Below are 26,267 nucleotides of genomic sequence, written 5' to 3' on the forward strand. Positions count from 1 at the left end.
CCGGCGCAGGAGGGTTCAAGGCATTAAGGGCTGTGAATTTTTATTTATGTCATATTTTAAGGGACTCTTGGGCTTTGAGTTCTCTATGGTTAACGATTAAGCTCGGTTTCGGTTGACACACAATGAGAGTTTTTTAGTAAATCCATGCAAACCCTTGATGCCAAAGCTGTCCCGTTAGCGGGAACTAACCTGATCGAAGCCAGTGCCGGAACCGGCAAGACTTGGACTATTTCTTGGTTATACCTACGCCTAGTGGCGGTGTATGGCTTGCCTGTCGACAAGGTTTTGGTGGTAACTTACACCGACGCGGCCACCGCAGAGTTGCGCGACCGTATCCGCAAACGCTTGGCCGATGCGCTGGCCTATCTGGAAAACCGCCCGCACGAAGAAACTTACGCCGAATTACTGAGCGAAACCGCCTCACCGCAGGACTGTATTCAGCGTCTACAACTGGCGTTGGTCAGTTTTGATGAAGCAGCCGTGTTCACCATCCACGGTTTCTGCAAGCGGGTACTATCAGAAAATGCGTTTGAAGCTCGCCTGCCGTTTGAAAGCGAACTGATGACGAATGAAGATAACCTGCTGACAGAATTGAGCGATAAATTCTGGTATCAATACTTCCTCAAGCCTGACCCGCTGCACTTTATGCTATTGCAAAAAGGCAACCTGACCCCGGATAGCTTACTGGCAACGGTACGCCATTTCATCGGTAAGCCTTATTTGCACGAAGACATCGCCGAAGTCACCGTGGAAACCTTCAGCGCCTGCAATAATGCCTTTTTGGCGCAAGTCGAGGTTTGTGCCGCTTGCTGGCATGACGCTGGCGCGGCTATCCGCGAGTTGTTGCTGAATGCCTTGCAGGCCAAAGTGTTAAACGGTCAAAGCTATAAAGCCGACAAACTACCTGAGTGGTTTGCCACCTTAGATACCTTGTTTGCCAACAAAGTGATGCCCAAAGGTGCGGAAAGTGTTCTGGAACGGCTGACCACGCCTTACCTGCAACAAAAAACCAATAAGGGTAAACAGACCCCAGCCCATGCCTTTTTTGACGCACTGGAACAATTGCTGGTGTTGCAGCAGCCTTTACAGGCGATGTTGCCGCTGGCGCTGGAAAATGTCCGCCTGAAATTGCTGCACCACTTGCGTCAGGAATTGCCGATCCGCAAGCAGCAACTCGGCGTCTTTACCTTCGATGACTTATTGCTGCATTTGCGGGAGGCGTTAGAGCGACATCCTGAACTTGCGCCGCGATTAGCAGCGAAATATCAGGCGGCCTTGATTGACGAATTTCAGGATACTGATCCGATCCAATACGAGATTTTCGAGCGCATTTACCGTGACCAGCCAGAACAGCCCGTGTTTTACGTCGGCGATCCCAAACAGGCAATTTACGGCTTCCGTGGTGCAGATATTTACACCTATTTGAAAGCCGCCAAAGCGACCAGCCATCACCATACCCTGACGTATAATTTCCGTTCCCACCCGAACTTGTTGGCGGCGCTCAACCACTTGTTTGCGCAGTCAGACCAGCCTTTCCGTAGCGATATTCGCTATGAAGCGGTGGAAGCGGGTAAAGCCCAGGATGATTTGGTGGTGGAGCCAGCACTCTCGGCAGTGCGCCTGTGGGATTGGGATTCGCTGGAGGAAAGTGATAAGTCCAACGTACAAATGGATGTCGCCGCCGCAGTTGCCAATGATATTGCCCGCTTATTGAATGCTGCGCGTGCAGGCAAAGCCCGTATCGGTAATCGCAGGGTCATGAGCAGCGATATTGCTGTGCTAGTGCGTGAAAATAAGCAGGGCGAACAAGTGAAGCAGGCATTGCTGGCACGCGGTATTGCCAGTGTGCAGAAATCTCGGGATAGCATTTTCAGTACCCGTGAAGCTACCGAATTTCGTGCTGTGTTGCGGGCGATTGCTGAGCCGGGTAACGAAGCTGTTTTGAAGTCAGCGCTCGTCACGGAATTATTTGGGTTTACTGCTCAGGCGTTATTTGAGCTGGATGAAAACCCCTCGTTGTTGGAAACCGAGTTGGAGGCTTTTCAGCGTTGGCATAAAACGTGGCATTCGCACGGGTTTATGCCGATGTTCCGTCAGTGGATGTTACAACGTGGCCATTATGCGCGTTTGCTGAGGTTGTCGGATGGTGAGCGCCGTCTCACCAATTTGTTGCACCTTGCGGAGCTGGTTCATGCCGAAAGCCGCTTGCAAGGCCACGGGATGCACGCCTTGATCCGCTGGTTGCAGCAAAAGGCAGAAGCCTCTGAAAAGAACGATCTGCATGAGTTGCGGCTGGAAAGTGACGAGAATTTGGTACAAATCACGACTATCCATAAAAGTAAGGGGCTGGAGTATGGCATTGTCTATTGCCCGTATTTGTGGTTGGAACGTGATGCAGATGTCAAACCCAGCACTTGGTTCAGTTGGTATGATACGGATACTGAAGGGGGAGTTTCGCGTCTACAAGCGGAAACCTTGGCCAGTAAGATTGCTCAGCAGCGTTATCGTGAAGCCGAAGAGGCTGAAAATTTGCGATTGTTGTACGTTGCACTGACGCGTGCCAAATACCATTGCACGCTTGTGCTGGCCAGTGGGCACATTAAATCGTTCGATTATTACTCGGGATTGGGCTGGTTATTGTTTGGTAAGCTAGCACAGGGGGACGATATCCTTGGTAAATGCTGCTCTAAGGGGGTGATGCAAGCACCCGAGCGTCAAGCCTTGATGCATCAGCAACTGGCGCAGATTGTCGCGACGTCTGCTGGGAAGATCAGTCACGAGTCCTTGCCGGTGGCTGACTCGCTGGTGCTGTGCGAGCCTGAAGCAGGTGATGTGCAAACCGCTATTCGGCGTTATCAGTCGCATTATACGATGATACCTAAGGTTGGTAGTTTTAGCGGGCTATCGTCAGGCAAGGAAGATGAGCGCCCGGATTACGATACGCTGGCATTCGCTGCGGTCACGTTTGCGGCGACTACGCCCAACGACCGGAACGCGATGTTCCCTCGTGGGACGAAAGCGGGCAGTTGTTTGCATAAAATGTTGGAGGAGCTGGATTTTACCCAGCCGTTGGACGGGCAACGTGAGAAGGTGTTATTGCCTGCGTTGAAGCGGCACGGCTTGCCAGAACGCTGGCGGCCAGCAGCCGAAGTTTTGCTGGAAAATACCCTCAAGACACCTTTGTGGAAAGCAAGTACGCAGGGACAAGAGGGTATGTGTTTGGCTGGTTTGACGAAAGAGCAGCGTTTGGATGAGCTGGAGTTCTATTTTCCGGTGAAGTGCTTGACGCTCAAGAAGTTGCAGGCGTTATTGCATCAGCATCTGCCGCCCGAGTGGGAGATTATTCATGCGGCTATCGACAAGTTGAAGTTTGCTGATTTGACGGGCTATATGAAAGGCTTCATCGATCTGGTGTTTGCGGCGGATGGGCAGTATTTCGTGGTGGATTACAAGTCCAATGATTTGGGGGCAACCCCGGCAGATTACACCCATGCAACGATGCAGCAGGCGATGGCGGATCACCATTATTACTTGCAATACCTGATTTACTGTCTGGCCTTGCACCGTTATTTGCGGCAACGGGTGGCGGGGTATGATTGGGATGTGCAAGTTGGGGGGGCGTTGTACCTGTTCTTACGTGGCATGACGCCGGATCAGGCAGGTTCTGGGGTGTTTTTCCATAAGCCGGATGCTTGCCTGATCAGGGCGTTGGATCATTTGATCCAGTAAACCACTGCGACCAATATGCCGATACTGACAACCAGCCAACGCAAGGTGGTGGGGTTGATACTGCTTGCGAGTTTGCCGCCGAGTACCCCACCGATGAGTGCGCCAATGGCCATGACAAGGGCGAGTGACCAGACGACTTTGCCAGAGAACAGGAAAAAGCCTGCCGTGGCGATATTCACCCCAAATGCTACCGCTTGTTTCAGGGCATTTAGGCGTGTCAGGGAATCATCCAAAATCAGTGCCAGTGCTGCGAGCACGATAACACTTAAGCCCGCGCCGAAATAACCGCCATACACGGCTGCTAGCAGGATTAAGGGGACGACCCATACGGTAGGAATGCCTTGAGCGCTGTGTGCTTGTAAGCGCCGGTTGAGCCAGCCTCGCAGGGGGGCTTGTACCGCCAGCAACAGCGAGGCGGAGAGAATCAAAAAAGGCACGAGTGACTGAAAAACCTTTTCGTCGGTATTTAGCAGTAAGATGCCACCTAGCACACCGCCGATGATGGCTGCGGGTAATACCAGCCACAAACGCTGTGATTGGCTGCGAATGTCATTCAGTTGTGCGAGGGTTGCGCCGAAGTAACCAGGGCACAGCGATACGGTGCTGGTGATATTGGCAGCGATGGGGGGAATGCCTAGGGCAATTAAGGTCGGAAAAGTAATCAGTGTGCCACCACCTGCCAGTGCATTAATCGCACCCGCTGCTAAGGCTGCTAAGGCTGCAAGTAAATAGGCAATCCAATCAGGCATGGTTATTCCTTAACAAGGTAAAAGATTTTGCTTGGGTTAATGCGGTAAATCGCGAGCATATTCGAGCAGCGCTGTTTCTAACATGGCGAAAGCTTCCGGTTTTTTACTGGCACCTGGAAAACTTTGGTAGAGCAGTTGTTTTTGCTGGCCATCAATGCTGATGTCTAGGCGTTGAGTGTAATGACGTTGGCCAGTTTTTGCACCTCCAAATGTTTCATGCTTGAGTGCTAAAACACCACTCTTTTTTACAATGCTGTAAAGGTTATCAAGGTCGGCGTTGGGTAAAGCCATGCTGATCGTTTTTAAATCATTCTTTTCCCAGCACGGGCTATTTTTTATCCATTTTTCACAGCGTCCGGTGGTGTCTTCAAAATAGGTGTAATTGAGAATGCCATGGGTGAGTTTGATTTCAGTGTAAAAACTTTCACCTGTTGCTAGAAAACGCAGGGAGAATTCGCTGCCCGGTAGGCTTTGTTGGGCAATATTGGGGATTTTTAGGGCGTTGGGTTTATCCAGTTTAGTTGGGCTGATTGGCATGGCGTTCGGCTCCGTCGTAGCAGGTGGTGGGGAAGGCTGCATCGCTATGGCTGTGGTGTTGGCTGCGGGGGCAGTTGTATCCATGGATGTTGAAGCAGGTTTTAGCTGGTCAGCTTGCGGGATAAGCACAGGTTCGGCTTGAGGTGGGGGCGGTGTTTCATTACGTTTGTCGCAGCCGTGTAGGCTCAATATGACAAGCCCGGCGAGCAGGCAGTAAACGAAGGTGTGGGAGCTTGGTAGTTTCATCCCCTGATTTTAGTCTATCAGGGGATGCTTGGGGAGATTAACGCTTAGCCATGACCGGGTGCAGACGTTTGATCATTTCCTTGAAGACTTTGGGATTGGCTGCAACCACATCGCCAGTTTTCAGGAAGGTATTGTCACCTCTCATGTCGCCGATCAGGCCACCGGCTTCTTGCACCAGCAAAACACCAGCAGCCATATCCCACTCATTCAGGCCAAATTCCCAGAAGCCATCAAAGCGGCCACTGGCAACATAAGCCAGATCCAGCGCGGCAGAACCCGGGCGGCGAACACCTGCGGTATCTGGTAGCAGTGCTTTGAGGGTTTGCAGGTAAAGGTCAAGGTTTTGATTGGCACGGAACGGTATGCCAGTACCTAGCAAGGCACTTTGCATGGTAGTGCGCTCGGAAACACGAATACGACGTCCGTTCAGGGTGGCTCCTTCACCACGGGCTGCCGCAAAGGTTTCATCACGTAGTGGGTCATATACCACGCCGACTAACAGCCTGCCATTGTGTTTCAGGGCAACTGACACGGAATATTGGGGTATGCCGTAAAGGAAGTTGGTCGTACCGTCTAAAGGGTCTATCACCCATTCATAATCACTGTTGGGGCCATGTTTGCCACTTTCTTCGCCTATGAATGCATGATCGGGGTAAGCACGTTGTAACAGGCGCACGATGATTTGCTCGGCCTCTCGGTCGACGTTGCTGACGAAATCATTGTGTGCTTTGTTTTCAACATCCAACTTTTGCACTTTGTTGGCGTGGTGGCGGATCGATTCACCTGCTTCGCGGGCGGCTTCAATGGCTTTTCTGAGCATCGGGTGCATCAACAAACTCCGGGTATTGGGCAATATTACGGGGCATCAGGATAGCACATGCGCCCATGTTTCTGCACGGTGTTACGCAAGGGGATCGGGGAAGAACCATCCAACAGTTTTTTTTATTTACATTAGAAAAAAAATCAACTGGCGTTTTCGCTTGTGTAAATTATGCTCAATAGGGTAGTGAAAAAAAAGTTCCCTAATCATAAATACGGCACGGAGGCATATAAAATGATGAGCGAAACAGTTTATAAAGGATTGGTGGTTATGTCGTTGATGTTGGCATCGCTAGTGGGTGTACAGTCTAATGCGATGGCAGATGTGACATTATCAAAAGTATTATTGGTGGCTACTGTAAATAGTGGTCCTGCAATGCTACCACTGACATGGAAAATATACCGTTTGGATAAGGATAAGTCGACTTTAGCGACGTCTTTGAGTCGTCATTCGGCCAATATCCAGTTAGAACCGGGTGTTTATCGTGCAGATGTCACGTTTAATGATGGCAGCGTGAGTCGTTCTCGGACATTCGATTTACGCACTGTTAGTAGCAGTAACGTGATTGTCGCTATGGATTGAATAGTGAAAAAATGAATTCAAGTCTATCTTCACTTTGAAGTGGCGCGAGGTGCTTTTAAGCATCTTCGTGTGCTTATTATTACGACATAGTATTTTTTTGTAAAAAAGTTCCAACAGTTTTTTTATTTAAGTCAGAAAAAAAATCGAATTGTTTTTTATTCACAGTAACTTACTCTTATATGGTGGTAACAAGGAAGTGTTACTGAATCATAAATACAGCAATGAGGTATATAAGATGATAAGTAAAAAATTGAGTAAAGGGTTAGCCGTAATATCGTTTGTTTTTTTATCACTAATGTCAGCACAATCTAATAGTGCTCCAATTAATGCGGTAGCAGGTGCGGATGCACCGTTATCAAAAGTATTGTTAATGGCTACGGTCAATAATGGGCCTGCTATGCGCCCAGTGACGTGGACAGTGTACCGTTTAGATAATGGCAAGTCTGTTTGGGAAAGATCCTTGAGTCGTCATTCAGCTAGCATTGAATTGAGTCCGGGTGTTTATCGTGCAGATGTGACGTTCAGTGATGGCAGTGTGAGTCGTTCTCGCACATTTGATTTACGTACGGTTAGTAGTAGTAATGTTATTGTGGCGATGGATTAATAATGATAATGAGCTTTAAGAGCAGATTCGTATAATTATTATGCGAACCTGCTCATTTAGTATGGCTCGTATTAGTGCGTAATACGCGCTTTACCGTCTTGGCTGGTTAATATTTTAACTTGTTCGCCGATTGTAAAATGTTCATCTGCTAATTGAGCAATAGCGACTGTGCGGTTATCTTCCAGCTTTACCGTAATTTCAACCCCCTCTTTGGATTGAATACTGCGATCGAGTGCAATGCCGACTGTGCCACCAATGACAGCTCCGGCAACGCTACCGATAATTTGCCCTTTACCCTCGCCTAAATCGTTGCCTGCAACGCCACCGATTACGCCGCCTGCGACTTTGCCGGTTTCAGCATTGTCTTCGCGGATCATCACATTGCGTAAACCGACAACCGTGCCGAATTTAACTTCCTGCAAGGTGCCTGCCTGTGCGGTGGTGTAAGTGTTGCTGGATGGCATAATCGAACAAGCACCCAATGCCAGTGGGAACAACAGCATCCCCATATAAAAGCCCAATTTCATTGTATTTCCTCATCGTTTTTTTAAGCACTCAAGATACGCTGCCTCATCCGGTGCTGTCTGGTTGCGCTGGGTAAGCCAGATGCTTTCTGCCAGACAGTCCATCATGCGGTGTTCAGCGTCGTTATTGCCGTATTGGATCACTAATTGTTGGTAAAGTTCGCGAATTCCCGTCGGGCGGTTAGTGGCTACCTGTTCACGGATACCGAGATGCAAGCCCATGTGCAAGAACGGGTTGGTTTCACCGTTTTCGGGTAGGTAGTCGCGTTGCAGGGCGCTGTCAGTGCGTTCCAGCAAGGCGTGGTATTCTGGGTGTTCGGCAATGACGCTGGCAACTTGTTGTTCCAGCGCATCCATTGGCTGCTTTTGCTGGCGCTTCTGCCAGCATTGCAGGTAATAGCGGCGCATACTCTCACGGTCGTTGCCAAACATCAGCAGGTTTTCTCCTTGAAATCACACAGGTCAGCGATGATGCACTGCCCGCATTTGGGGGTACGTGCCACACAAGTATAACGCCCGTGCAGGATAAGCCAATGATGGGCATCCAGCAGGTATTCCCTGGGGATGTGCTTGAGCAAGCCCTTTTCGACCGCTAACACGTTTTTGCCGGGGGCAAGGCCAGTGCGATTGGCCACCCGGAAAATATGCGTATCCACTGCCATCGTCGGCTGGTGGAATGCTGTATTGAGGACAACATTGGCGGTTTTGCGCCCGACACCGGGTAAGGCTTCGAGCGCCTCGCGCTGTTGTGGTACTTCTGAATGATGTTTGTCGATCAGGATGCGGCAGGTTGCCATGATGTTTTTGGCCTTGCTGTTGAATAGGCCGATGGTTTTGATGTAATCCTTCAAGCCATCTTCACCCAGAGCATAGATGGCTTCCGGGGTATTGGCGACGGGGAACAGGTGTGCGGTGGCTTTGTTGACACCCTTGTCGGTGGCTTGTGCTGAGAGGATCACCGCAATCAGCAATTCAAAGACGCTGTGGTATTCCAGCTCAGTGGTGGGGCTAGGGTTGGCCTCACGCCAGCGGCGGAACATTTCCGCCCGCTTGGCAGGGTTCATGCGGCCTCACCGAGTGGTTGGCGGGTAATGGGCTGGCTGGCTTTGGCGGTTTGTGCCATGCGCTTGTCGATGTAATTTTTCAGCGCGACCAGACAGCCCAAACCGATGAAGGCACCGGGGGGCAGAGCAGCCAGCAATATGCCCTTGAAGTCAGTACCCAAACTGATAGTCATTCCGCGTGCGGCCTCACCAAACATCAGGTGGGCTTGCGCAAACAGCGTGCCATTGCCCACCAGTTCACGCAGCCCGCCCAACACCATCAGCACTAGCATGAAACCGATACCCATCATCAAGCTGTCGTACCCGGCGTGTAAGGGCGGATTTTTCGAAGCATAGGCTTCGGAGCGCCCAATCACGATACAGTTGGTCACAATCAGCGGGATGAAAATACCGAGAATGGCGTACAGTTCGGGAAAGTAAGCGTGGATCAGCATTTCAATCAGGGTGACATTGCCTGCAATGATCAACACGAAAGCGGGGATGCGGATTTCTGCCCGGATATAATCCCGCACCAATGAAATGGCGAAATTGGAAGATACCAGTGCTAGCAAGGTAGCCAGCCCTAGCCCCAAGCCATTGACAACGTTGGTAGTGACCGCCATCAACGGGCATAAGCCCAGCAGTTGTACCAAGCCGGGGTTATTGTTCCACAGGCCAGCAAGGGTCAGTTCGCGGTAAGTCGCATTCATGGCTGTGCTCCTTGGGAAGTCGCATTGGGGGTGAACAGGCTGTCAAAATGTTGTTGTGACCATTCAAGGGTGCGTTTGACTGCTTTGACGACGGCGCGGGGTGTGATGGTAGCGCCAGTGAACTGGTCGAATTCGCCGCCATCTTTACGCACTGCCCAGCCTTCGAGCGTTGGATTTTGCAGCGACTTGTTGGCAAAGCCCAGAATCCAGCTATTTTTTTCTGCATCAACTTTATCGCCCAGTCCGGGGGTTTCTTTGTGTGACAATACCCGCACGCCCGCAAGTGTCTGATCGGCCTTGATGCCGACCACCATGCGTATCTTACCGCTGTAGCCATCCGGTGCTGTCACAATGAATAGTGCTGCCACGGGTACGCCTTGCTTGCTGGCGCGATAAACCACTACATCTTCAGCACTGCCGAAATCGGCAGCCGGTAAGGTCAGGGTGTTTGCCAGCAAGTCATTGCTGTAAGACGAGGCAGGCACTAACACATTCAATTGCTTCAAGGTGGAGGCACGTTCATTGGCTTCCACTTTTGGTAAAGTTAAGTCATGGAAAAAAGCCAACGCCAGTGCTCCCAATAGGGCAAATCCAGCAAGGAAAGCCCCCGACTGGAGAATGTCTTTCAAGCGTTTGTCGCTCATCCTTGCTGCCTCTTGGTGCCGTATACGCGTGGCTGGGTGTAGTAGTCGATTAAAGGAACGGCCATATTCAGCATGATGACCGAGAAGGCCACTGCATCCGGGTAGCCACCCCAAGTGCGGATAATGTAGGTAAACGCACCAATCCCACCCGCATAATACAGCTTGCCCAACGGTGTGGTGCTCGCAGAAACCGGGTCGGTGGCAATAAAAAATGCCCCCAGCATGGCTGCACCACTGAACAAATGGAACAATGGCGAAGCGTAGACTTGCGGGTTGATCATCCAGAAAATACCCGCCATCAACGCGAGCGAACCCAACAACGCTACCGGAATGTGCCAACTGATAATGCGTTGCCAGAGCAGCCACAAGCCACCCAGCAACCACCCCATACTGACCCATTGCCAGGCTTGGCCTGCCAACAGCCCAAACTGCCCATTGGCATAAATCTCGTTCAGGGTTTTATGCAGCCCCAGATTCACCTTGACCGCATCCAGTGGAGTGGCGGCAGTCAGGGCATCCCAGCTTTGCGAACCACCCGCAAACACCTGCTGCACGGCTTGCCCCAAACCAATATGCGCGAAACTAAAATCCAATGGCGCAGGCCAAATGGTCATTTGCACCGGGTAGGACACCAGCATGGCTGCATAGCCGATCATGGCAGGGTTGAACGGGTTATAACCCAAGCCCCCGTACAAATGTTTAGCAATCACGACGGCAAACACCATCGCCAGCGCAATAAGCCACCACGGCGCGAACGCAGGCATCGCCACCGCCAGCAACCATGCCGTTACCACCGCGCTGTAATCACTCAGGAAGGGTCGAACCGGGCGCTGGCGCAGTGTCAACATGCCCCATTCCAGCAGTTCGGCAAATACAATCGCCAGCAGCAGGTTGCTGATCATGCCCCAGCCAAAGTACCAGATCAGCACTAAAGTACCGGGAACCAGTGCGTAGAGTACTTGGCGCATGATCACGCTGACATCTTGTTTGCCAGTCACGTAAGGGGAAGTGCGTTTGTTGAACATCATGCCGAGGTTTCCCCGTTAGCGGTTTGGGCAGCCGCTGCGTCGGCTTTTTTGGCCTTGGCACGTTCCAAGGCGGCTTGTATGGCGGCTTTTTTGCCGTCATCGGTATTGGTTTTGGCCTGTTCTTTGTGTTTTGCCAGTTTTTCGGCTTTTTCACGCTTGGCGCGTTCGATGCGTTCCAGATGGAATTCGTGGCGTTCGCGGGCAAGGTCGGCCTTGGCCTTGGCTTCGCGTTGGCTGCGGATTTCGGCTTTGGCAAAACGGTAATAGTCCACCAGCTTGATGTGGCTGGGGCAAACGTAAGCGCAGCAGCCGCATTCGATGCAGTCGAACAGGTGGTATTGTTCCGCTTTGTCAAAATCGCGGGAGCGGGCATACCAGTAAAGTTGTTGCGGCAGCAGGCTGGCGGGGCAACTTTCGGCGCAACGTCCGCAGCGGATACAGGGCAGGGCGGTTTGCTGTTCTGTCTCGGCGACATCACTGACCAGAATGCAGTTGGTGGCTTTGACCGCCGGAATCTGGTCGCTTTGCAGGGAAATGCCCATCATGGGCCCTCCCATTGCCAGCCGTTTGGCCGCAGCGGTGTAACCCCCGGCTTGTTCAATCAGGTGTTGAACCGGCGTTCCCAAGGGCACTTCGAGGTTGCAAGGCTCAGCCACACCCTTACCGGTGACGGTCAGGTAACGGTCAATCAAGGGTTCGCCCAACACAACCGCGCGGTAAATGGCGCGGGCGGTAGCCGGGTTGTGGCAGACGATGCCGACTTGGGCGGGTCTGCCGCCACTGGGTACTTCCTTGCCAGTGAGGATTTTGATGAGCTGTTTTTCGCTGCCACTGGGGTAAAGGGTGGGAATGGCGGCAATCTCAATGCGGCGCTCGCCAAGGCTGGCAACAGCGGCTTGCATGGCGGCTATGGCTTCGGGTTTGTTGTCTTCGATCCCGATCAGCGCGTGTTGGGTATTGATGATGTGCATCATGATTTGCACGCCGCGCAGGATTTCTTCCGGCTGTTCGCGCATCAGCATGTCGTCACAGGTGATGTAGGGTTCGCATTCTGCGCCGTTGATCACCAGTGTTTCGATGGGGATGTTGTCGTGGACATTGAGCTTGATGGCGGAGGGGAATACCGCGCCGCCCATGCCGACGATACCGGCGGCACAGATACGCAGGCGCAAAGTTTCGCCATCGACTTGGGTGTAGTCAGGGTAGGGTGACAGGCGTGCATTGCCCCAGTCGTCCTTACCATCGGGTTTGAGCACCACGCACAGGTCACTGAGGCCGGAAGGGTGCGCAATCGGGCGTTCTTCAATCGCGGTAATCGTGCCGGATGTGCTGGCGTGTACCGGCACTTTCATGAAGCCGGTGTGTGAGGCGATTTCCTGCCCTTTGTAGACGTAATCACCCACGGCGACGGTCAGCGTGGGCTTGTAGCCGGTGTGCTGTTGCAGGGGAATGATGAGCTCATCCGCCAGCGGAACATGCACCACGGGCTTGGTGTTGGAGATTTCCTTGTGGTAATCGAGGTGCAGGCCACCGGGATTGCGCCAGAGTTTGCGTAAGGTCTGGATCATGAAACCACCTTCAAATTAAACACAGGGTAAGGCCATTTCCAGGAAGCAGGTTCGACCTTGACGGGAACCATGTCAATGCAATCCACCGGGCAGGGGGGCAGGCACAGTTTGCAGCCGGTGCATTCAGCGGCAATGATGGTGTGCATGTGCTTGGCTGAACCAACAATGGCATCCACCGGGCAGGCTTGAATACACAAGGTGCAGCCGATGCAGGTGTTTTCGTCGATGATGGCGACCAATGGAATGCTGGAATGTTCGCCGTTTTCGTCGTTCAATGGTTTGGCTTCGACGCCGAGTAATTCGGCGAGTGCCTTGATGGTGTTTTCACCGCCGGGTGGGCAATGGTTGATGTCGGCTTCGCCTTTGGCAATGGCTTCGGCATAAGGGCGGCAACCGGGGAAGCCGCATTGCCCGCATTGGGTTTGCGGCAGGATAGCGTCTACTTTGTCGGCAATCGGGTCGCCTTCGACCTTGAAACGGATAGCGGCGTAGCCGAGCAGTACGCCAAAGATGGCGGCGAGGCCACCAATAATAAGCAGTGCTGCAATCATCAGTTTTTCACCAATCCAGAAAAGCCCATGAAGGCCAGTGCCATTAGCCCGGCAGTGATCAAGCCAATCGCGTTACCTTGGAAAATACCGGGTACGTCACCCACATTGATGCGTTCACGGATACCGGCAAACAATACCAGTACCAAGGTGAACCCGAGGGCAGCGCCCATGCCGTACAGGCCGGATTCGATGAAACCGTGGGTTTCCTGCACATTCAGCAGCGCCACGCCGAGTACCGCGCAATTGGTGGTAATCAGCGGCAGGTAGATGCCGAGCACGTTATATAACACCGGGCTGGTTTTGCGGATGACCATTTCGGTAAAGCCCACAATCGCAGCAATCACCAGAATAAAGCTGACAGTCCGCAAGTATTCGAGGTGGAAGGGTTCCAATAACCACGTATTAACCAAGTAGCTGGCAACGGCCGACAGGGTGAGGACAAACGTCGTCGCCAGCCCCATGCCCATCGCGGTTTCGAGCTTGCGCGACACCCCCATGAACGGGCATAAACCGAGAAAGTGTGAAAGGACAAAGTTATTGACCCACACCGTGCCAACAATAATCAGTAAGTAGTCTGTCATAAGATAAGGCTTTGGGAGTATTTCCAGTGAATAACTGAGCGGCGCATTTTGCCATATTTGGGTGTTATAACCTACAGCAAAGCCTGTGCCCATGATAATTGTCAGAAAGATCGTAGCAGTATTTTCGTGTTACCATTTCCCCATTGCATACCGTGAGGATTTTGGTTTGGACACTATCAATACTATTGCCACCTACATGCAGGGCATTGGTCAGCAAGCAAAGCAGGCTGCGCAAGTCTTGGCAAACACTGATACTAGCATTAAAAACAATGCATTGCTGCGTATTGCTGAGGTGATACTGGAGCGTGCGGACTGGCTGAAAGCCGAGAATGCTAAGGACTTGGCCGCCGGTCGTGAAAAAGGGCTGGATGCGGCGATGTTGGATCGCCTGACCCTGAGTGATAAAACGCTGGCAGGCATGGCAGAAGGCGTGCGCCAAGTGGCCACACTGGCTGACCCGATTGGCACGATTACCGACCTGAGCTACCGCCCGTCGGGGATTCAGGTGGGTAAAATGCGTGTGCCCTTGGGTGTGGTCGGCATCATTTACGAATCACGCCCGAATGTGACGGTGGATGCGGCGGCGCTGTGCCTGAAGTCGGGTAATGCGACGATTTTGCGCGGTGGTTCGGAAGCTATCCATTCCAATCAGGCGATTGCAGCGTGTGTGCGTGCCGGGCTGGAAGCGGCGGGTTTGCCTGCGGCGTGTGTGCAAGTGGTGGAAACCACCGATCGGGCAGCGGTGGGCGAGTTGTTACGCATGGCACAATACGTCGATGTGATCGTGCCGCGTGGTGGTAAAAGTTTGATCGAGCGAGTCAGTGCGGAATCCCGTATTCCAGTTATCAAGCACTTGGATGGCATTTGTCATGTGTACATTGATGATCAGGCTGATCTGGATAAAGCGGTTAAGATTGCGGTGAATGCCAAAACACACCGTTACGGCGTGTGCAATGCGATGGAAACCTTGCTGGTGGCGGAAGGTGTGGCTGCGCAAGTATTGCCTGCCCTCGCGGAAGAATACGCCGCCAAAGGGGTGGAGTTGCGCGGCTGTGAGCAGACCCGTGCGCTGTTGCCTGCGTGTGTACCTGCTACCGAAGAAGATTGGAGCACGGAATACCTTGCGCCGATTTTGGCGATTCGGGTGGTGGCAGATATGGTTGCGGCGATTACGCACATTAATACTTACAGCTCGCAACATACCGATGCGATTATTACCGAAAATTACACGCGGGCGCGGGCATTCCTGCGGCAAGTGGATTCGAGTTCGGTGATGGTGAATGCATCCACGCGCTTTGCCGATGGCTTTGAGTATGGGCTGGGGGCGGAGATTGGGATTAGCACCGACAAGATTCATGCGCGGGGGCCGGTTGGTCTGGAAGGGCTGACTTCGCAGAAGTATGTGGTGTTGGGGGATGGGCATATCCGGGTGTGATGAAGAAGGACTTAAAGTCATGTTGAAACAGATTTTGCTCAAAAACTTCAAGAGCTACCGTGACCAAGCATTGCCGCTTGCGCCGCTCACACTGATGATCGGCGCGAATGCGTCCGGTAAAAGCAATGCGATTGAGGCATTCCGTTTCCTCAGTTGGCTGAGTGGTGGGCAGAAGCTATCTGTTATTCAGCAGCACTTAGATGATTCAGACCAAATTTTGCGCGGACAAAGTAAAGACTTTGGATATTTGGGTTCTCAGCAATTTACGTTGGGCTGTATGCTTGATGTTCAAGCCGCAAATCATGAAGCTAAAGCTGATTGGTCAAATGCTGGTGTTGATATAGAGTATTACTGGCTCAACGGGCTGAGTGAGGATGATATGAAGGAACGGCAGCAACTTCTTTATCCAACGGCGTTTTTGGGTGAGCCAACTTTTCCTGGCTTTCCATTTTATCAGTTAGAATGGCGCAACTTTGAAATTACATTGGAAATACGAAGTAACGAGTTACATATTGTTCAAGAACAGATAACTTCCCATGTGGGTAATACAGAAACATTTCCATTATACTGTGTTAGCAAATCTTCTGATGGGTTGGGAAGTGATATTCGTATCGCTTATAACAACTTTAAGCGTGGAAAGAATAAACCACAAATTACTTGCACCGATCAAATAGCAGTGATGTGCCAACTGGAAAGTCCAGCAACTTTTGCTCATGAACATATTAGGTCAAAACAAGAAATACCTACAACCATTAAATATTTTCAAGTATTTCTGGAAAACACTCTATTCCTTGATCCTGTTCCTGCTCTCATGCGCGGCGATAGTTTTTCTGAAAAAAAGCTACGCGGAAATTGCTCAAACCTGTCAGGCGTGCTTCATTACCTTTGGCAACAAGAGAAAAATCGGGTGGCGATTCTTCAGTTTATTCAAAGCCTGCCTGAGCAGGATGTAAAAGACCTGAAATTCTTTGAAGACCGTCGTGGTCGGGTTGCTCTGGAGTTGGTCGAAAGTTTTGGCGGAAAAGATAAGTCATGGTCAGTTGAATTGTTATCGGATGGTACGTTGCGGGTGTTAGCTATCGCTGCCGCTGTCTTATCGGCTCCTGAAGGCTCGACGGTAGTGTTGGAAGAAGTCGATAACGGTGTGCATCCTTCCCGCGCCCATCACTTGCTGACAACCATGCAGAATGAGGCTAAACGCCGCAACATCCGCTTGTTGCTCACTACGCATAATCCCGCACTGATGGATGCCTTGCCCGACGAGGCGTTGGGTGATGTGGTGTTCTGCTACCGTGACCCACAAGAAGGGGATAGTCGTTTAGTGCGCTTAAGTGATTTGGATGATTATGCGGGACTGATCACGCAAGGACCATTGGGCGAATTGGTAACAAACGGTATTGTTGACCGCTTCGTAAAGTCACCAGTAACACCGGAAGCGAAGAAACAGAATGCGCTCGACTGGCTGGCACGTCTGCAAGGAGATGAGGCTGCATGAGCAGTATTTGCTTGATTGATACCAGCATATTAACCAATTTACTGAATGTTCCTAATCGAAACCAACATAAAAAGATGGTTAGTCGAGCTTATAAAGAATACGTAGAGTTAGGTTGTACATTCATTTTGCCAATGGCAAGTATCATCGAAACAGGCAATCATATTGCTCAGAATGGTGATGGCAGAATGCGTCGTGAAGTTGCACAGCGGTTTGTGATAGCCGTTAAAGCTGCATTTGATGGTACAGCTCCATGGAAGCCCAGTGAGTTTCCTAGTAGCAAAGAAATTTCAGTGTGGTTGGATGCGTTCCCTGCGTTGGCAGGTAGAAACAAATCGGTTGATAAGCTTAATGAAGGTACGAGCTTTGGCGATTTGAGTATCATCAAAGAATTTGAAAAGTGCTGCACTCGCTTTGCAATGAGTGAGGTTTTTGTATGGTCGCTAGATAGCGATTTACAGCAGTTACATGTGAGAGGTAAGGCGTAAATTCAAGTAATAGGTACAAACACATCAATTTACGCACTAGCGTGGAAATCGAAATCTTGTTTTGATGCGTTTAGAAACCGCCCATGTGCCTTACAAGGTATATGGGCGGGTAAAGAACCTGCTACTGCACCTTACAGCAACCCGATACCACCTGCTTGTTATTCAACACGGCGGTGATGCTGTAAGGGTATTTCACCTCCGACATGCCATCGTTGCAACTGTCTACTTTTTGCATGAATGCTTGGGTATTGTTGGTGCCGGTTGCGCCGCCAATCACGGCGATGGTGGTGTTATTCGCTGATGTTTGGCGGAAGGTTACGGGTACGGTGTACTGCGGGCCATCTGACATATTGACGTTCAGCTTCGCGTCGCTCACATCAATGCGCCAGAAAGGCTCTGAGCCTGTACAGACCAGTGTATTAGTCGCTGGTTTTGCCGTCGCTGAAGTGACGGTGGTCGGTGTTTTTTCTGGCGTTACAGCGGCAGCTGGTGTTTTGCTGGCTTGACCGGCTGGTTGCAAGTAGCTTGTGCTGACCCAACCGCCTACGCCGTTCCAGTAAACTTTAGCCCAATTTGTGCTGCCGACTTTCTGTTCTTCGCCCGTCGTGACGATACCTTGGCCATTGTAGGGAATTCTGCCGGTAATGGCATTGTTGATGCCTGCGCCTGTTCGCATATTCAGGAATTCTCCTGAGGGCACGCCACTGACCACATACACATCTGTTGCTGCTTGTACGCTGGATATGCTCAGGGTCAAAGCCAAGGCCATTGCCGGGAAGAATGAAAACGCTTTCATGGTTTGTTCCTTGAATTATCTATTGTTGCCTGCTGTTGTTCAGGCATTTACTTAAAGTCTGACTATTGCTGATTTAACGGTTTGGGAGGTGTCATGTAAGACGGTACTTTCACCGACGGCATCATTGGTGGTGCGGTAACCTTGTAAGGTGCCATGACGGCCATTATAGGTTTAGCCTGTGATGTTGCGGTGGTTTGGGGCTTTGTGGCTACTACTGGCTTAGCAGGCTTTGCCGGTGCTGTAACAGTGGTGCGCTGGTTGGCGGGAGATAGGTAACTTTTGTTGACCCAGCCACCGATACCATTCCAATAAACCTTTGCCCAAGTTGTACCATTGATCTTTCTTTGTTCACCTGTGGTGACAACACCTTGGCCGTTGGCAGGAATCCTCGCCGTGATGGCACTACTGGTGCCCACATCGCTGCGCATGTTTAAGAATTGACCGATTTGTACGCCGGTGACGGCATAGACGTCAGTTGCTGCTTGTACGCTGGATAGGCTCAGGGTTAAAGCTACGGCCATTGCCGGGAAGAATGAAATCGCTTTCATGGTGTATTCCTTATCATCTTGTAGACTTGAAGTACCCTTTTGGGGCATTACACCCACAATTTTAGTCTGTTTTCGCGAAAAGTTGTTTGCTTTCGGGAGAGCGGGGATAATAGCCGTTTTCCAAATGCTCAAACGACGGACAAAACGGACACATGGCAGGCAAAATTTTTATCGAAACCCACGGATGTCAAATGAACGAGTACGACTCAGCCAAAATGCTGGACGTGCTGCATCATGCACAGGGAATGGAACTCACCAATGACCCCGCAGAGGCCGATGTCTTATTAATGAATACCTGCTCGATCCGCGAAAAGGCGCAGGAAAAAGTCTTCTCACAATTGGGACGTTGGAAAAAGCTTAAAGATAAACGTCCGCACATTGTTATCGGTGTAGGCGGCTGTGTCGCCAGTCAGGAAGGTGAAGCCTTGCGCCAACGCGCCCCGGTGGTGGATGTGGTGTTCGGCCCGCAAACCTTGCACCGTTTGCCGGACATGATCCGTCAAGTGCGCACGGAACATCACCCGGTGGTGGATATTTCTTTCCCCGAAATCGAAAAGTTCGACAACTTGCCAGAACCGCGTGCTGACGGCCCCACCGCGTTCGTATCGGTGATGGAAGGGTGCAGCAAATATTGTACGTTCTGCGTGGTTCCCTACACCCGTGGCGAAGAAATTTCCCGTCCCTTCGATGATGTGATTACCGAAATTGCCCAGCTCGCCGCGCAGGGTGTGCGCGAAGTCAATTTGCTGGGGCAAAACGTCAACGCCTATCGCGGCAAAATGCACGACGGTTCAATTGCCGATCTGGCGATGCTGATTACGTTTGTGGCAGCCGTGGATGGTATTGACCGCATCCGTTACACCACCTCGCACCCCAATGAGTTCAATGACAACCTGATTCAGGTGTATGAGGATGTGCCAGAACTGGTGAATCACCTGCATTTGCCGGTGCAAAGCGGTTCCGATCGGATTCTGATGGCGATGAAACGCAACCACATGGCGATTGAATACAAAGCCAAAATCCGCAAGTTACGTAAAATCCGCCCAACGCTCAGCTTGTCATCCGACTTCATTATTGGTTTTCCCGGCGAAACCGAGCAGGATTTTGCCGATACCATGAAGCTGATTGAAGAGATGAACTTCGACCTGAGTTTCAGCTTTATCTACAGCCAGCGCCCCGGCACACCTGCCGCGAGTCTGGCGGATGATGTGCCGCAGTCAGTGAAAAAAGACCGCTTGCAACACCTGCAAACCCGCATTCTGGCGCAATCCAACGCTATCAGCGCGGCAATGGTCGGCACGGTGCAACGGGTGTTAGTGGAACGCCCATCCCGCAAACATGATCAGATGGCGGGGCGCACTGAAAATAACCGCGTGGTCAATTTCGACGGGCATCCGCGCCTGATCGGGAAATTTGTGGATGTGCGTATTACCGAAGCCCAACCGAATTCTCTGCGTGGCGTGATTGTCGCGGTGGAAAGTGACGTAGGGCGGATGGTGATGGAATCCGTTCAGTCGTAATGGATTTTCAAAAACTTTTTTGAGGGCAGGGCAAAATACCCTGTCTTCAAATCCAGAAAGCATCGCCAGTCGGCAGCAAGAATCGGCTGAAAGCCAAACGCAAATTAGAGGTAGATTAAGTCACATTAGCAGCATAACTCAGCACTTAGTCAGCACCATTAGTTTATTGTTATATACTTAATTTCAAAGGATAAACCCCAAAACCCTCACGGCTAAACTTCTATGCATTAATAGATCAATAAAAATCATTAAAAACGGAAATAAAGTATCAGCATTGTTATATACCGTATCAGGATGCTCGGATTATTGGTGATACTCTATTATCTGCATTGAGAGGAATGCTTATACTTTTCTGCATCAGAATATCACTTCCGATGTGGGATTTTACAGCCACCGGAGGAGAGCTGTATGAAATTTACCCGTCTTTCTACCGCTAGTAGCGGTGCTATTCTGTTGGCGTCAGCCACACTCACTCACGCAGCCACGGGGCTGGTTGTTGCCGTCGGCATCTCCACTAAAGGCGATGTTGGGCTGATGGACAACTGCGACCCACCGGATTCTTCTTCCAATCGTTTCAATGAAAGCCTCACAGGTTTCTGCTGAGCGTGAAATGCAACGTTCAGATTGCTTCAAAGCCCGTTGGGGCAGTGTAAGCCGATTTTAAATAAATGGCAGTTCGCCCCGGTATAGGAGCAAGTGGATGGGACTGGTACTCCCTACCATTTGACCGAGGCGAACCGCACCCTTAGCGCTCAGTAATGAGCGCACTTATAGTAACACAATAGGTAAGTGCAATGAAAACGAGTGTTCGGTTGAGTGTTGTCAGTAGTTTGGCTGTTTTGTTGATGAGTGCTGGCGCAATGGCAGCAGATGCAGCAGCTTCCCCTAGTAAAACCTTTACCTTTGGTGGTGATGTCGAGTTAGACATTACGTCGAATGACCGTTCAGATTCAGGCAATAACTTTACCCACGGTGGGCGTATCAAGCTCAATGCTGTCGGTGAAAGCAAAGGTGAAGATTACTTCATCAAAGGCGTAGCGCAACCCTTAGTGCCCTTCCAAGGGAATACTTTGGGTTACGACGATGTATACCTACAAATGGGGCGTGAGAAGTGGGATGTGCAAATCGGGCGCTTTGAAGCTTTCAATCTGTTCCCGCTAGGTAAAGATACCCTCATCACCCATGCCGGTGCGGGAGAAGCCAAAGTCTATGAAGCCAACAAGGTGCGCGGTCGTAAAAATGACGCGCTGCATGTTGCGTTGCATTCCAACCCGTCTGACCAGCTCAAGCTGGAAATGGGGCTGATGGCGAATAAAGCGGGTGATGATGATAGCTTCACTGGGGTGCGCCCGGCGATGCAATACAAGATCGGTAATACCACCTTGCACGCAGGCTTTGAAAGTGTGTCCGACAAGGCTACCGATGGTACCAAGTTGACTCAGAATGGTGTTGGTCTTGGTGCAGCCTTTAAATTGGGCGCGACAGATGTGAATGCCAGTGTTTCCCATCTGAAGGAAAAAAATACCGGCTTGGCCGATGCAAATGTCACCTCATTAGGCGTGAATATGCAGCGTGGTGCATTGGGTGGTGGTTGGATTACCTCCACTACCGATAATGGTGCAGCGGCTGACCCTAAAGTTAACACCTTGTATGCCACCTACACGGTGCCGGTGTTCAATAGTAAAGACGCCACCGTCACCTTCGCGGCGAATACTTCCAAAGCCGACAATGTGGTCAAGGATGACACGTTGAATGCTGTCCGTATGCGTTTCAACTACGCCTTCTAAGGAACTTACCCCATGTTTGTTGTTTGTGGTGAAGCGTTGTTTGATGTGTTTGTCCCGGAAGGGGTGAGTCAGTCAGCATTTGCTGTACCGTTTGCGGCGCGAGCCGGTGGTTCACCGTTCAATGTTGCGATTGGTCTGCGCCGTTTGGGGCAGCCCGTTGCGTTATTGACCGGTGTTTCCACCGATTTTTTGGGTGACCGCTTGATGGCGGTGCTGCAAGCGGAGCAAGTATCTACCGATTTCATTGCCCGTAAAGCCGCGCCGACGACCTTGGGTTTCATCCAGAAAAACGCCGTGGGCGTGCCCAACTATGCGTTTTACGGTGAAGGTGCTGCCGATCGGCTATTAGCCCCGGCGGATATTGCCTTTGATGATGCAGAAATAACAGGTATTCACATGGGGTCGTATTCGTTGGTGGTTGCCCCCACTGCGGATACCTTGCTGGCACTTGCTCGTCGACAAGCGGGCAAGTGTTTGTTGTCACTTGACCCGAATATTCGTTTGACGGTCGAGCCAGATGTGTACCAATGGCGTGAGCGTATCACCCAATTGTTGCCCTTTATGGATGTTGTCAAAGTCAGTGATGAAGATTTGGCAGCCTTATACCCGGGTATTGCACCCGAAAGCATTATCGCCGACTGGTTAGCGGTTGGCGTAAAACTTGCAGCGTTAACCCGTGGCAGTGAAGGTGCGTCGTTGTGGAGCCAACAGGCGCAAGTGACTTTGCCAACCCCGCGTGTCAACGTGGTGGATACCGTTGGCGCTGGGGATACTTTCCAAGCGTCGTTATTAGACAGTTTGCTGGATTTACAAGCCAATACGGCTGATTGGGTAGCAGCATTAACAGCATCAACCTTGCAGCGTATTGGGCAAAAAGCGGTGTGTGCTGCCGCCATTACCTGTTCACGCCAAGGGGCTGATCTGCCATCGGCTAAAGAAGTCGGGTTGGCACTTGCTGATTATCCAGAGGAATTACTTGTATGAGTCATGTCATTATTCCGGTTGAGGTCTTTGATCTGGTTATTTTTGGTGGCACGGGGGATCTGGCCTTACGCAAGTTATTACCCGCTTTGTTCCGCCGCGATGCTGTCGGACAAATTCCGCCACAAGCCCGTATTATTGCGTTGGCATTAGACCACCAAACGCTTGAGGAATACCGTGCACAGGTTGCTGATGCCCTGCAAACCCATTTACGTGCGGTTGAGGCTCAAGCAGAAACCCTGGCGCGTTTTCTAGAGCGCTTGGAATACCATGCAGTGGATCTGATGAGTCCCGCCAGCTTTCAGTCACTGGCAACCATTCTGGATACTTGCCCGGAACGGATTCGTATTTATTATCTGGCGGTAGCACCTGCCTTGTTCAGCGCTATTTCCCACGGCTTGGCAGGCGCAGGATTGGCGGGTAACAATGCCCGTCTGGTATTGGAAAAGCCCTTGGGGCATGACCATGCCAGCGCCGCCTTATTGAATGCGCAAGTTGGTGAGGTGTTTGACGAGCACGCCATTTACCGCATCGACCATTATCTTGGCAAAGAAACCGTGCAGAACCTGATGGCACTGCGCTTTGCCAATGCTTTGTTTGAGCCTGTCTGGAATGCTCAGTGTATTGACCATGTGCAAATTACTGCCGCCGAGTCCCTCGGTGTCGGTTCACGCGGTGGCTATTACGATACCGCTGGTGCTATCCGCGATATGGTGCAAAACCACCTGTTGCAGTTGCTCTGCCTGATCGCTATCGAGCCGCCCTATCGTTTTGAGGCGGATGCAGTCCGCGATGAAAAGTTGAAGGTACTGCGTTCCCTGCGCCCTCTCTCCGGGCGAAAAGTTCTCGACCATACGGTTCGCGGACAATATTTGGCAAGCTCCTCCTCTCCTGCTTATACCCAAGAAGTAGGAAATCCCGCCAGTATGACCGAATCGTATGTTGCGCTGAAAGTCGAGATTGATAGTTGGCGGTGGTCAGGCGTGCCCTTTTATTTACGTACCGGCAAGCGTTTGAAAGCCCAATCCGCCGAAATTGCGGTGGTCTTCAAACAGCCGTCACACCTTATGTTTGGTGATCTGCCGACACCGATTCTCCCCAATGTCTTGACCATGCGCTTGCAGCCAGATGAAGGTTTGAGTATGCACATCATGACCAAAGAACCGGGGCCGGGTGGTTTTCGTCTGCACGACATTCCACTGGATATGGCTTTTGCGGAAGGTCAGAACGAAGATTGGCGGATGCCGGATGCTTATGAACGCTTACTGATGGATGTAGTACGCGGCAACCAAACCCTGTTCATGCGTGGTGATGAAGTGGAAGCCGCGTGGAAATGGATAGACCCCATCATCGAGGCATGGCAATTATCCGGTAGAAAGCCTGATGGCTACGATCCGGGTACTTCCGGCCCTATTTCTGCCATTGAAATGATGGCACGCGACGGACGCCGCTGGCGGGAGATCGAATAATGAGTAATCACACGCTTCACCCACAATTAGTGGCAGTCACCCAGCGCATTGAAGCTCGTAGTGCGGCGAGTCGTGCGGCTTACATGCAACAAGTGGTAGCGGCTAACCCCGTGACCCCGCGCAGCAAGCTGAGTTGCGGCAATCTGGCACATGCAGTTGCAGCTGCTCCCAATGCGGACAAGCTGAAACTGGTGGAATGGACAGCGGGCAATCTGGGTATTGTCACCGCATACAACGACATGCTGTCGGCGCACCAGCCCTTCGTTTACTACCCCGACCTGATCAAGGCGGCCGTGCGTGAAGTCAGCGGAACCGCTCAGGTTGCCGGGGGCGTTCCCGCGATGTGTGATGGCGTAACGCAAGGGCAGGAGGGCATGGAATTATCCTTGTTTTCCCGCGATGTGATCGCCATGAGTGCCGCCGTTGCCTTGTCACACAATGTGTTTGATGCCGCCGCTTTTCTGGGGGTATGCGACAAGATTGTGCCGGGCTTAGTGATCGCGGCAGCCAGTTTTGGGCATTTACCGTGCATTTTCCTACCCGCAGGCCCGATGGTGTCGGGGCTGGCGAATGATGTGAAATCCAAAGTGCGCCAGCAATACGCTGAGGGCAAAGTGGGGCGTGCGGAATTGCTGCAAGCTGAAATGCAATCCTACCACGGCGCGGGTACTTGCACGTTCTACGGCACGGCGAACAGCAACCAGATGTTGATGGAATTCATGGGTTTGCAATTGCCCGGTAGCAGTTTTGTCAATCCGGGTACGTCGTTGCGCGAAGCCTTGACGGTTGCGGGGGCGCAGCGTGCGTTAGCGATGACGGCAAAGGGGCAGGATTACACGCCTGCTGCCAACATCCTCACGGTCAATGCGTTTGTGAACGGCATTGTTGGTTTGAACGCCACCGGTGGCTCGACCAATTTGCTGTTGCATCTGGTGGCGATGGCGCGGGCGGCGGGCATTGTACTGTGTCTGGAAGATTTTGCTGATTTGTCCGCCATTACTCCGCTGATAGCGCGGGTCTACCCCAATGGGGTGGCGGACGTGAACCATTTCCATGCGGCCGGTGGCTTGCAGTTCGTGATCCGCGAATTGTTGGCGGCGGGGCTATTGCATGAAGAAGTAGACACTGTTGCCGGGAAGGGCTTGCATCACTATACGCAAGAAGCCGTGCTGGCAGCAGATGGAACCGTTACATGGCGCGAAGGTGCGAGCACCAGCCATGATACGGACGTTTTACGCCCGGTTGTCCAGCCGTTCCAACCTTCCGGTGGTTTGGTGCGGTTATTGGGCAATCTGGGCGATTCGGTTATCAAGGTGTCGGCAGTTAAGCCGGATAAACACCTGATTGAAGCCCCGGCGAAGGTTTTCCACGATCAGGCAGCGGTTAAAGCTGCGTTTGAGGCGGGTGAGCTGGAAGGGGATTTCGTGTGTGTGGTGCGTTTTCAGGGGCCAAAAGCCAATGGAATGCCGGAGTTGCACGGCCTGACGCCAGTGCTGGGCTTGTTGCAGGATCGTGGGCAACACGTCGCGCTGGTCACGGATGGTAGAATGTCAGGAGCCAGCGGCAAAGTTCCGGCGGCTATCCATGTCAGCCCAGAGGCGATGGACGGGGGCGCAATAGCCAAAATCCGTGATGGCGATTTGATCCGGCTGGATGTGGATAACGGTCATCTGGAAGTGCTGACAGCAGGGTTTGCAGAACGTGCACCGGTCAGTGTGGATTTGAGTGCCAACGGCTCTGGATGTGGGCGGGAACTGTTTCAGGTTTTCCGTTCCCATGTCAGCGCCGCCGCGAGTGGGGCAAGTGCCCTGTTTACTGATACAGAGAGGGCATAA

The 26,267-nt window shown here is 51.7% G+C and carries 26 protein-coding genes; 12 read left to right on the forward strand and 14 right to left on the reverse strand.

Annotation, left to right across the window (positions count from 1 at the left end):
• Positions 1-144 precede the first annotated feature (144 nt).
• Positions 145-3,729 carry an exodeoxyribonuclease V subunit beta gene (gene recB, locus Q394_RS0103500; protein ID WP_028488054.1) on the forward strand — a complete coding sequence of 1,195 codons (3,585 nt, stop codon included), beginning with the start codon at positions 145-147 and terminating at the stop codon, positions 3,727-3,729.
• On the opposite strand, the gene Q394_RS0103505 is transcribed toward recB, so the two are convergent.
• The 3 genes from Q394_RS0103505 to Q394_RS0103515 are packed head-to-tail and all read right to left on the reverse strand — an operon-like array spanning position 3,714 to position 6,090.
• On the reverse strand, positions 3,714-4,478 hold the full coding sequence (locus Q394_RS0103505) for a sulfite exporter TauE/SafE family protein (protein ID WP_028488055.1): 765 nt from the start codon (positions 4,476-4,478) through the stop codon (positions 3,714-3,716). The genes recB and Q394_RS0103505 overlap by 16 nt on opposite strands.
• A gap of 36 nt (positions 4,479-4,514) precedes the next feature.
• Entirely contained in the window at positions 4,515-5,261 is a 747-nt protein-coding gene (locus tag Q394_RS18990) for a hypothetical protein (RefSeq protein WP_156946725.1), read from the reverse strand.
• Positions 5,262-5,298: 37 nt separating this feature from the next.
• Complete coding sequence (locus tag Q394_RS0103515; RefSeq protein WP_028488057.1) at positions 5,299-6,090, reverse strand: inositol monophosphatase family protein; 792 nt, start codon at positions 6,088-6,090, stop codon at positions 5,299-5,301.
• A 225-nt stretch (positions 6,091-6,315) separates the two neighbouring features.
• Between Q394_RS0103515 and Q394_RS0103520 the strand changes: the two genes are divergently transcribed.
• Together Q394_RS0103520 and Q394_RS22260 are read left to right on the forward strand one after the other, a co-directional pair.
• Positions 6,316-6,663, forward strand: a complete 348-nt coding sequence (locus Q394_RS0103520) for a hypothetical protein (RefSeq protein ID WP_156946726.1) — start codon at positions 6,316-6,318, stop codon at positions 6,661-6,663.
• A gap of 370 nt (positions 6,664-7,033) precedes the next feature.
• Positions 7,034-7,267 carry a DUF2057 domain-containing protein gene (locus Q394_RS22260; RefSeq protein ID WP_156946727.1) on the forward strand — a complete coding sequence of 78 codons (234 nt, stop codon included), beginning with the start codon at positions 7,034-7,036 and terminating at the stop codon, positions 7,265-7,267.
• Between the two features lie 71 nt (positions 7,268-7,338).
• On the opposite strand, the gene Q394_RS0103525 is transcribed toward Q394_RS22260, so the two are convergent.
• The 9 genes from Q394_RS0103525 to rsxA are packed head-to-tail and all read right to left on the reverse strand — an operon-like array spanning position 7,339 to position 13,916.
• Positions 7,339-7,794 carry an outer membrane lipoprotein gene (locus tag Q394_RS0103525; protein WP_028488059.1) on the reverse strand — a complete coding sequence of 152 codons (456 nt, stop codon included), beginning with the start codon at positions 7,792-7,794 and terminating at the stop codon, positions 7,339-7,341.
• Positions 7,795-7,803: 9 nt separating this feature from the next.
• Positions 7,804-8,223, reverse strand: a complete 420-nt coding sequence (locus Q394_RS0103530; RefSeq protein ID WP_028488060.1) for a DUF1841 family protein — start codon at positions 8,221-8,223, stop codon at positions 7,804-7,806.
• The gene (nth, locus tag Q394_RS0103535) at positions 8,223-8,855 is read right to left on the reverse strand and encodes an endonuclease III (RefSeq protein WP_028488061.1); all 633 of its coding nucleotides are present in this window, start codon (positions 8,853-8,855) and stop codon (positions 8,223-8,225) included. The genes Q394_RS0103530 and nth overlap by 1 nt, the downstream gene beginning before the upstream one ends.
• The gene (locus tag Q394_RS0103540) at positions 8,852-9,544 is read right to left on the reverse strand and encodes an electron transport complex subunit E (protein ID WP_028488062.1); all 693 of its coding nucleotides are present in this window, start codon (positions 9,542-9,544) and stop codon (positions 8,852-8,854) included. The genes nth and Q394_RS0103540 overlap by 4 nt, the downstream gene beginning before the upstream one ends.
• Positions 9,541-10,188 carry an electron transport complex subunit RsxG gene (rsxG, locus tag Q394_RS0103545; RefSeq protein ID WP_028488063.1) on the reverse strand — a complete coding sequence of 216 codons (648 nt, stop codon included), beginning with the start codon at positions 10,186-10,188 and terminating at the stop codon, positions 9,541-9,543. The genes Q394_RS0103540 and rsxG overlap by 4 nt, the downstream gene beginning before the upstream one ends.
• Entirely contained in the window at positions 10,185-11,216 is a 1,032-nt protein-coding gene (rsxD, locus tag Q394_RS0103550; RefSeq protein ID WP_028488064.1) for an electron transport complex subunit RsxD, read from the reverse strand. Before rsxD ends, rsxG begins: the two co-directional genes overlap by 4 nt.
• A complete protein-coding gene (gene rsxC, locus Q394_RS0103555) occupies positions 11,213-12,784 on the reverse strand; it encodes an electron transport complex subunit RsxC (protein ID WP_028488065.1) in 1,572 nt (523 codons plus the stop codon). Before rsxC ends, rsxD begins: the two co-directional genes overlap by 4 nt.
• Positions 12,781-13,335, reverse strand: a complete 555-nt coding sequence (rsxB, locus tag Q394_RS0103560) for an electron transport complex subunit RsxB (protein WP_028488066.1) — start codon at positions 13,333-13,335, stop codon at positions 12,781-12,783. Before rsxB ends, rsxC begins: the two co-directional genes overlap by 4 nt.
• Positions 13,335-13,916, reverse strand: a complete 582-nt coding sequence (rsxA, locus tag Q394_RS0103565) for an electron transport complex subunit RsxA (RefSeq protein ID WP_028488067.1) — start codon at positions 13,914-13,916, stop codon at positions 13,335-13,337. Before rsxA ends, rsxB begins: the two co-directional genes overlap by 1 nt.
• 196 nt (positions 13,917-14,112) lie before the next feature.
• Between rsxA and Q394_RS0103570 the strand changes: the two genes are divergently transcribed.
• Genes Q394_RS0103570 through Q394_RS0103580 form a run of 3 tightly spaced genes read left to right on the forward strand, consistent with a single transcriptional unit; the run spans position 14,113 to position 17,331 of the window.
• Positions 14,113-15,351: a glutamate-5-semialdehyde dehydrogenase gene (locus tag Q394_RS0103570; RefSeq protein WP_038140418.1), complete on the forward strand. Its 1,239-nt coding sequence runs from the start codon at positions 14,113-14,115 to the stop codon at positions 15,349-15,351.
• A gap of 19 nt (positions 15,352-15,370) precedes the next feature.
• Positions 15,371-16,846 carry an AAA family ATPase gene (locus tag Q394_RS0103575; protein ID WP_028488069.1) on the forward strand — a complete coding sequence of 492 codons (1,476 nt, stop codon included), beginning with the start codon at positions 15,371-15,373 and terminating at the stop codon, positions 16,844-16,846.
• On the forward strand, positions 16,843-17,331 hold the full coding sequence (locus tag Q394_RS0103580; protein WP_028488070.1) for a hypothetical protein: 489 nt from the start codon (positions 16,843-16,845) through the stop codon (positions 17,329-17,331). Before Q394_RS0103575 ends, Q394_RS0103580 begins: the two co-directional genes overlap by 4 nt.
• A 121-nt stretch (positions 17,332-17,452) precedes the next feature.
• Here Q394_RS0103580 and Q394_RS0103585 read toward each other — a convergent pair whose 3' ends face one another.
• Entirely contained in the window at positions 17,453-18,127 is a 675-nt protein-coding gene (locus Q394_RS0103585; protein WP_028488071.1) for an SH3 domain-containing protein, read from the reverse strand.
• Between the two features lie 62 nt (positions 18,128-18,189).
• Positions 18,190-18,675 carry an SH3 domain-containing protein gene (locus tag Q394_RS0103590; protein WP_028488072.1) on the reverse strand — a complete coding sequence of 162 codons (486 nt, stop codon included), beginning with the start codon at positions 18,673-18,675 and terminating at the stop codon, positions 18,190-18,192.
• A 152-nt stretch (positions 18,676-18,827) separates the two neighbouring features.
• On the opposite strand from Q394_RS0103590, the gene miaB reads away from it, so the two are divergent.
• From miaB to edd, 6 genes are all read left to right on the forward strand, one after another.
• Complete coding sequence (gene miaB, locus Q394_RS18995) at positions 18,828-20,195, forward strand: tRNA (N6-isopentenyl adenosine(37)-C2)-methylthiotransferase MiaB (RefSeq protein WP_051542718.1); 1,368 nt, start codon at positions 18,828-18,830, stop codon at positions 20,193-20,195.
• A gap of 408 nt (positions 20,196-20,603) precedes the next feature.
• On the forward strand, positions 20,604-20,798 hold the full coding sequence (locus tag Q394_RS0103600; protein ID WP_028488073.1) for a hypothetical protein: 195 nt from the start codon (positions 20,604-20,606) through the stop codon (positions 20,796-20,798).
• A gap of 191 nt (positions 20,799-20,989) precedes the next feature.
• Complete coding sequence (locus tag Q394_RS0103605) at positions 20,990-21,982, forward strand: carbohydrate porin (protein WP_028488074.1); 993 nt, start codon at positions 20,990-20,992, stop codon at positions 21,980-21,982.
• A gap of 12 nt (positions 21,983-21,994) precedes the next feature.
• Positions 21,995-22,966 carry a carbohydrate kinase family protein gene (locus Q394_RS19000; protein ID WP_051542722.1) on the forward strand — a complete coding sequence of 324 codons (972 nt, stop codon included), beginning with the start codon at positions 21,995-21,997 and terminating at the stop codon, positions 22,964-22,966.
• Positions 22,963-24,432: a glucose-6-phosphate dehydrogenase gene (gene zwf, locus Q394_RS0103615; RefSeq protein ID WP_028488075.1), complete on the forward strand. Its 1,470-nt coding sequence runs from the start codon at positions 22,963-22,965 to the stop codon at positions 24,430-24,432. The genes Q394_RS19000 and zwf overlap by 4 nt, the downstream gene beginning before the upstream one ends.
• Entirely contained in the window at positions 24,432-26,267 is a 1,836-nt protein-coding gene (edd, locus tag Q394_RS0103620; RefSeq protein WP_028488076.1) for a phosphogluconate dehydratase, read from the forward strand. The genes zwf and edd overlap by 1 nt, the downstream gene beginning before the upstream one ends.

Source organism: Thiothrix lacustris DSM 21227 (genome assembly GCF_000621325.1).
In the GTDB taxonomy this organism is placed as follows: domain Bacteria; phylum Pseudomonadota; class Gammaproteobacteria; order Thiotrichales; family Thiotrichaceae; genus Thiothrix; species Thiothrix lacustris.

Excerpts from the sequence above, each read along its gene's own strand:
- miaB (WP_051542718.1), top strand. The coding sequence starts at position 18,828 with ATGGCAGGCAAAATTTTTATCGAAACCCACGGATGTCAAATGAACGAG.
- Q394_RS0103520 (WP_156946726.1), top strand. The coding sequence starts at position 6,316 with ATGATGAGCGAAACAGTTTATAAAGGATTGGTGGTTATGTCGTTGATG.
- nth (WP_028488061.1), bottom strand. The coding sequence starts at position 8,855 with ATGAACCCTGCCAAGCGGGCGGAAATGTTCCGCCGCTGGCGTGAGGCC.
- Q394_RS0103570 (WP_038140418.1), top strand. The coding sequence starts at position 14,113 with ATGCAGGGCATTGGTCAGCAAGCAAAGCAGGCTGCGCAAGTCTTGGCA.
- Q394_RS19000 (WP_051542722.1), top strand. The coding sequence starts at position 21,995 with ATGTTTGTTGTTTGTGGTGAAGCGTTGTTTGATGTGTTTGTCCCGGAA.
- Q394_RS0103580 (WP_028488070.1), top strand. The coding sequence starts at position 16,843 with ATGAGCAGTATTTGCTTGATTGATACCAGCATATTAACCAATTTACTG.
- Q394_RS0103540 (WP_028488062.1), bottom strand. The coding sequence starts at position 9,544 with ATGAATGCGACTTACCGCGAACTGACCCTTGCTGGCCTGTGGAACAAT.
- rsxD (WP_028488064.1), bottom strand. The coding sequence starts at position 11,216 with ATGATGTTCAACAAACGCACTTCCCCTTACGTGACTGGCAAACAAGAT.
- Q394_RS22260 (WP_156946727.1), top strand. The coding sequence starts at position 7,034 with ATGGCTACGGTCAATAATGGGCCTGCTATGCGCCCAGTGACGTGGACA.
- Q394_RS0103530 (WP_028488060.1), bottom strand. The coding sequence starts at position 8,223 with ATGTTTGGCAACGACCGTGAGAGTATGCGCCGCTATTACCTGCAATGC.
- Q394_RS0103605 (WP_028488074.1), top strand. The coding sequence starts at position 20,990 with ATGAAAACGAGTGTTCGGTTGAGTGTTGTCAGTAGTTTGGCTGTTTTG.
- recB (WP_028488054.1), top strand. The coding sequence starts at position 145 with ATGCAAACCCTTGATGCCAAAGCTGTCCCGTTAGCGGGAACTAACCTG.
- rsxB (WP_028488066.1), bottom strand. The coding sequence starts at position 13,335 with ATGATTGCAGCACTGCTTATTATTGGTGGCCTCGCCGCCATCTTTGGC.
- Q394_RS18990 (WP_156946725.1), bottom strand. The coding sequence starts at position 5,261 with ATGAAACTACCAAGCTCCCACACCTTCGTTTACTGCCTGCTCGCCGGG.
- zwf (WP_028488075.1), top strand. The coding sequence starts at position 22,963 with ATGAGTCATGTCATTATTCCGGTTGAGGTCTTTGATCTGGTTATTTTT.
- Q394_RS0103585 (WP_028488071.1), bottom strand. The coding sequence starts at position 18,127 with ATGAAAGCGTTTTCATTCTTCCCGGCAATGGCCTTGGCTTTGACCCTG.
- rsxG (WP_028488063.1), bottom strand. The coding sequence starts at position 10,188 with ATGAGCGACAAACGCTTGAAAGACATTCTCCAGTCGGGGGCTTTCCTT.
- Q394_RS0103590 (WP_028488072.1), bottom strand. The coding sequence starts at position 18,675 with ATGAAAGCGATTTCATTCTTCCCGGCAATGGCCGTAGCTTTAACCCTG.
- rsxC (WP_028488065.1), bottom strand. The coding sequence starts at position 12,784 with ATGATCCAGACCTTACGCAAACTCTGGCGCAATCCCGGTGGCCTGCAC.
- rsxA (WP_028488067.1), bottom strand. The coding sequence starts at position 13,916 with ATGACAGACTACTTACTGATTATTGTTGGCACGGTGTGGGTCAATAAC.
- Q394_RS0103515 (WP_028488057.1), bottom strand. The coding sequence starts at position 6,090 with ATGCACCCGATGCTCAGAAAAGCCATTGAAGCCGCCCGCGAAGCAGGT.
- Q394_RS0103600 (WP_028488073.1), top strand. The coding sequence starts at position 20,604 with ATGAAATTTACCCGTCTTTCTACCGCTAGTAGCGGTGCTATTCTGTTG.
- Q394_RS0103525 (WP_028488059.1), bottom strand. The coding sequence starts at position 7,794 with ATGAAATTGGGCTTTTATATGGGGATGCTGTTGTTCCCACTGGCATTG.
- Q394_RS0103575 (WP_028488069.1), top strand. The coding sequence starts at position 15,371 with ATGTTGAAACAGATTTTGCTCAAAAACTTCAAGAGCTACCGTGACCAA.
- Q394_RS0103505 (WP_028488055.1), bottom strand. The coding sequence starts at position 4,478 with ATGCCTGATTGGATTGCCTATTTACTTGCAGCCTTAGCAGCCTTAGCA.
- edd (WP_028488076.1), top strand. The coding sequence starts at position 24,432 with ATGAGTAATCACACGCTTCACCCACAATTAGTGGCAGTCACCCAGCGC.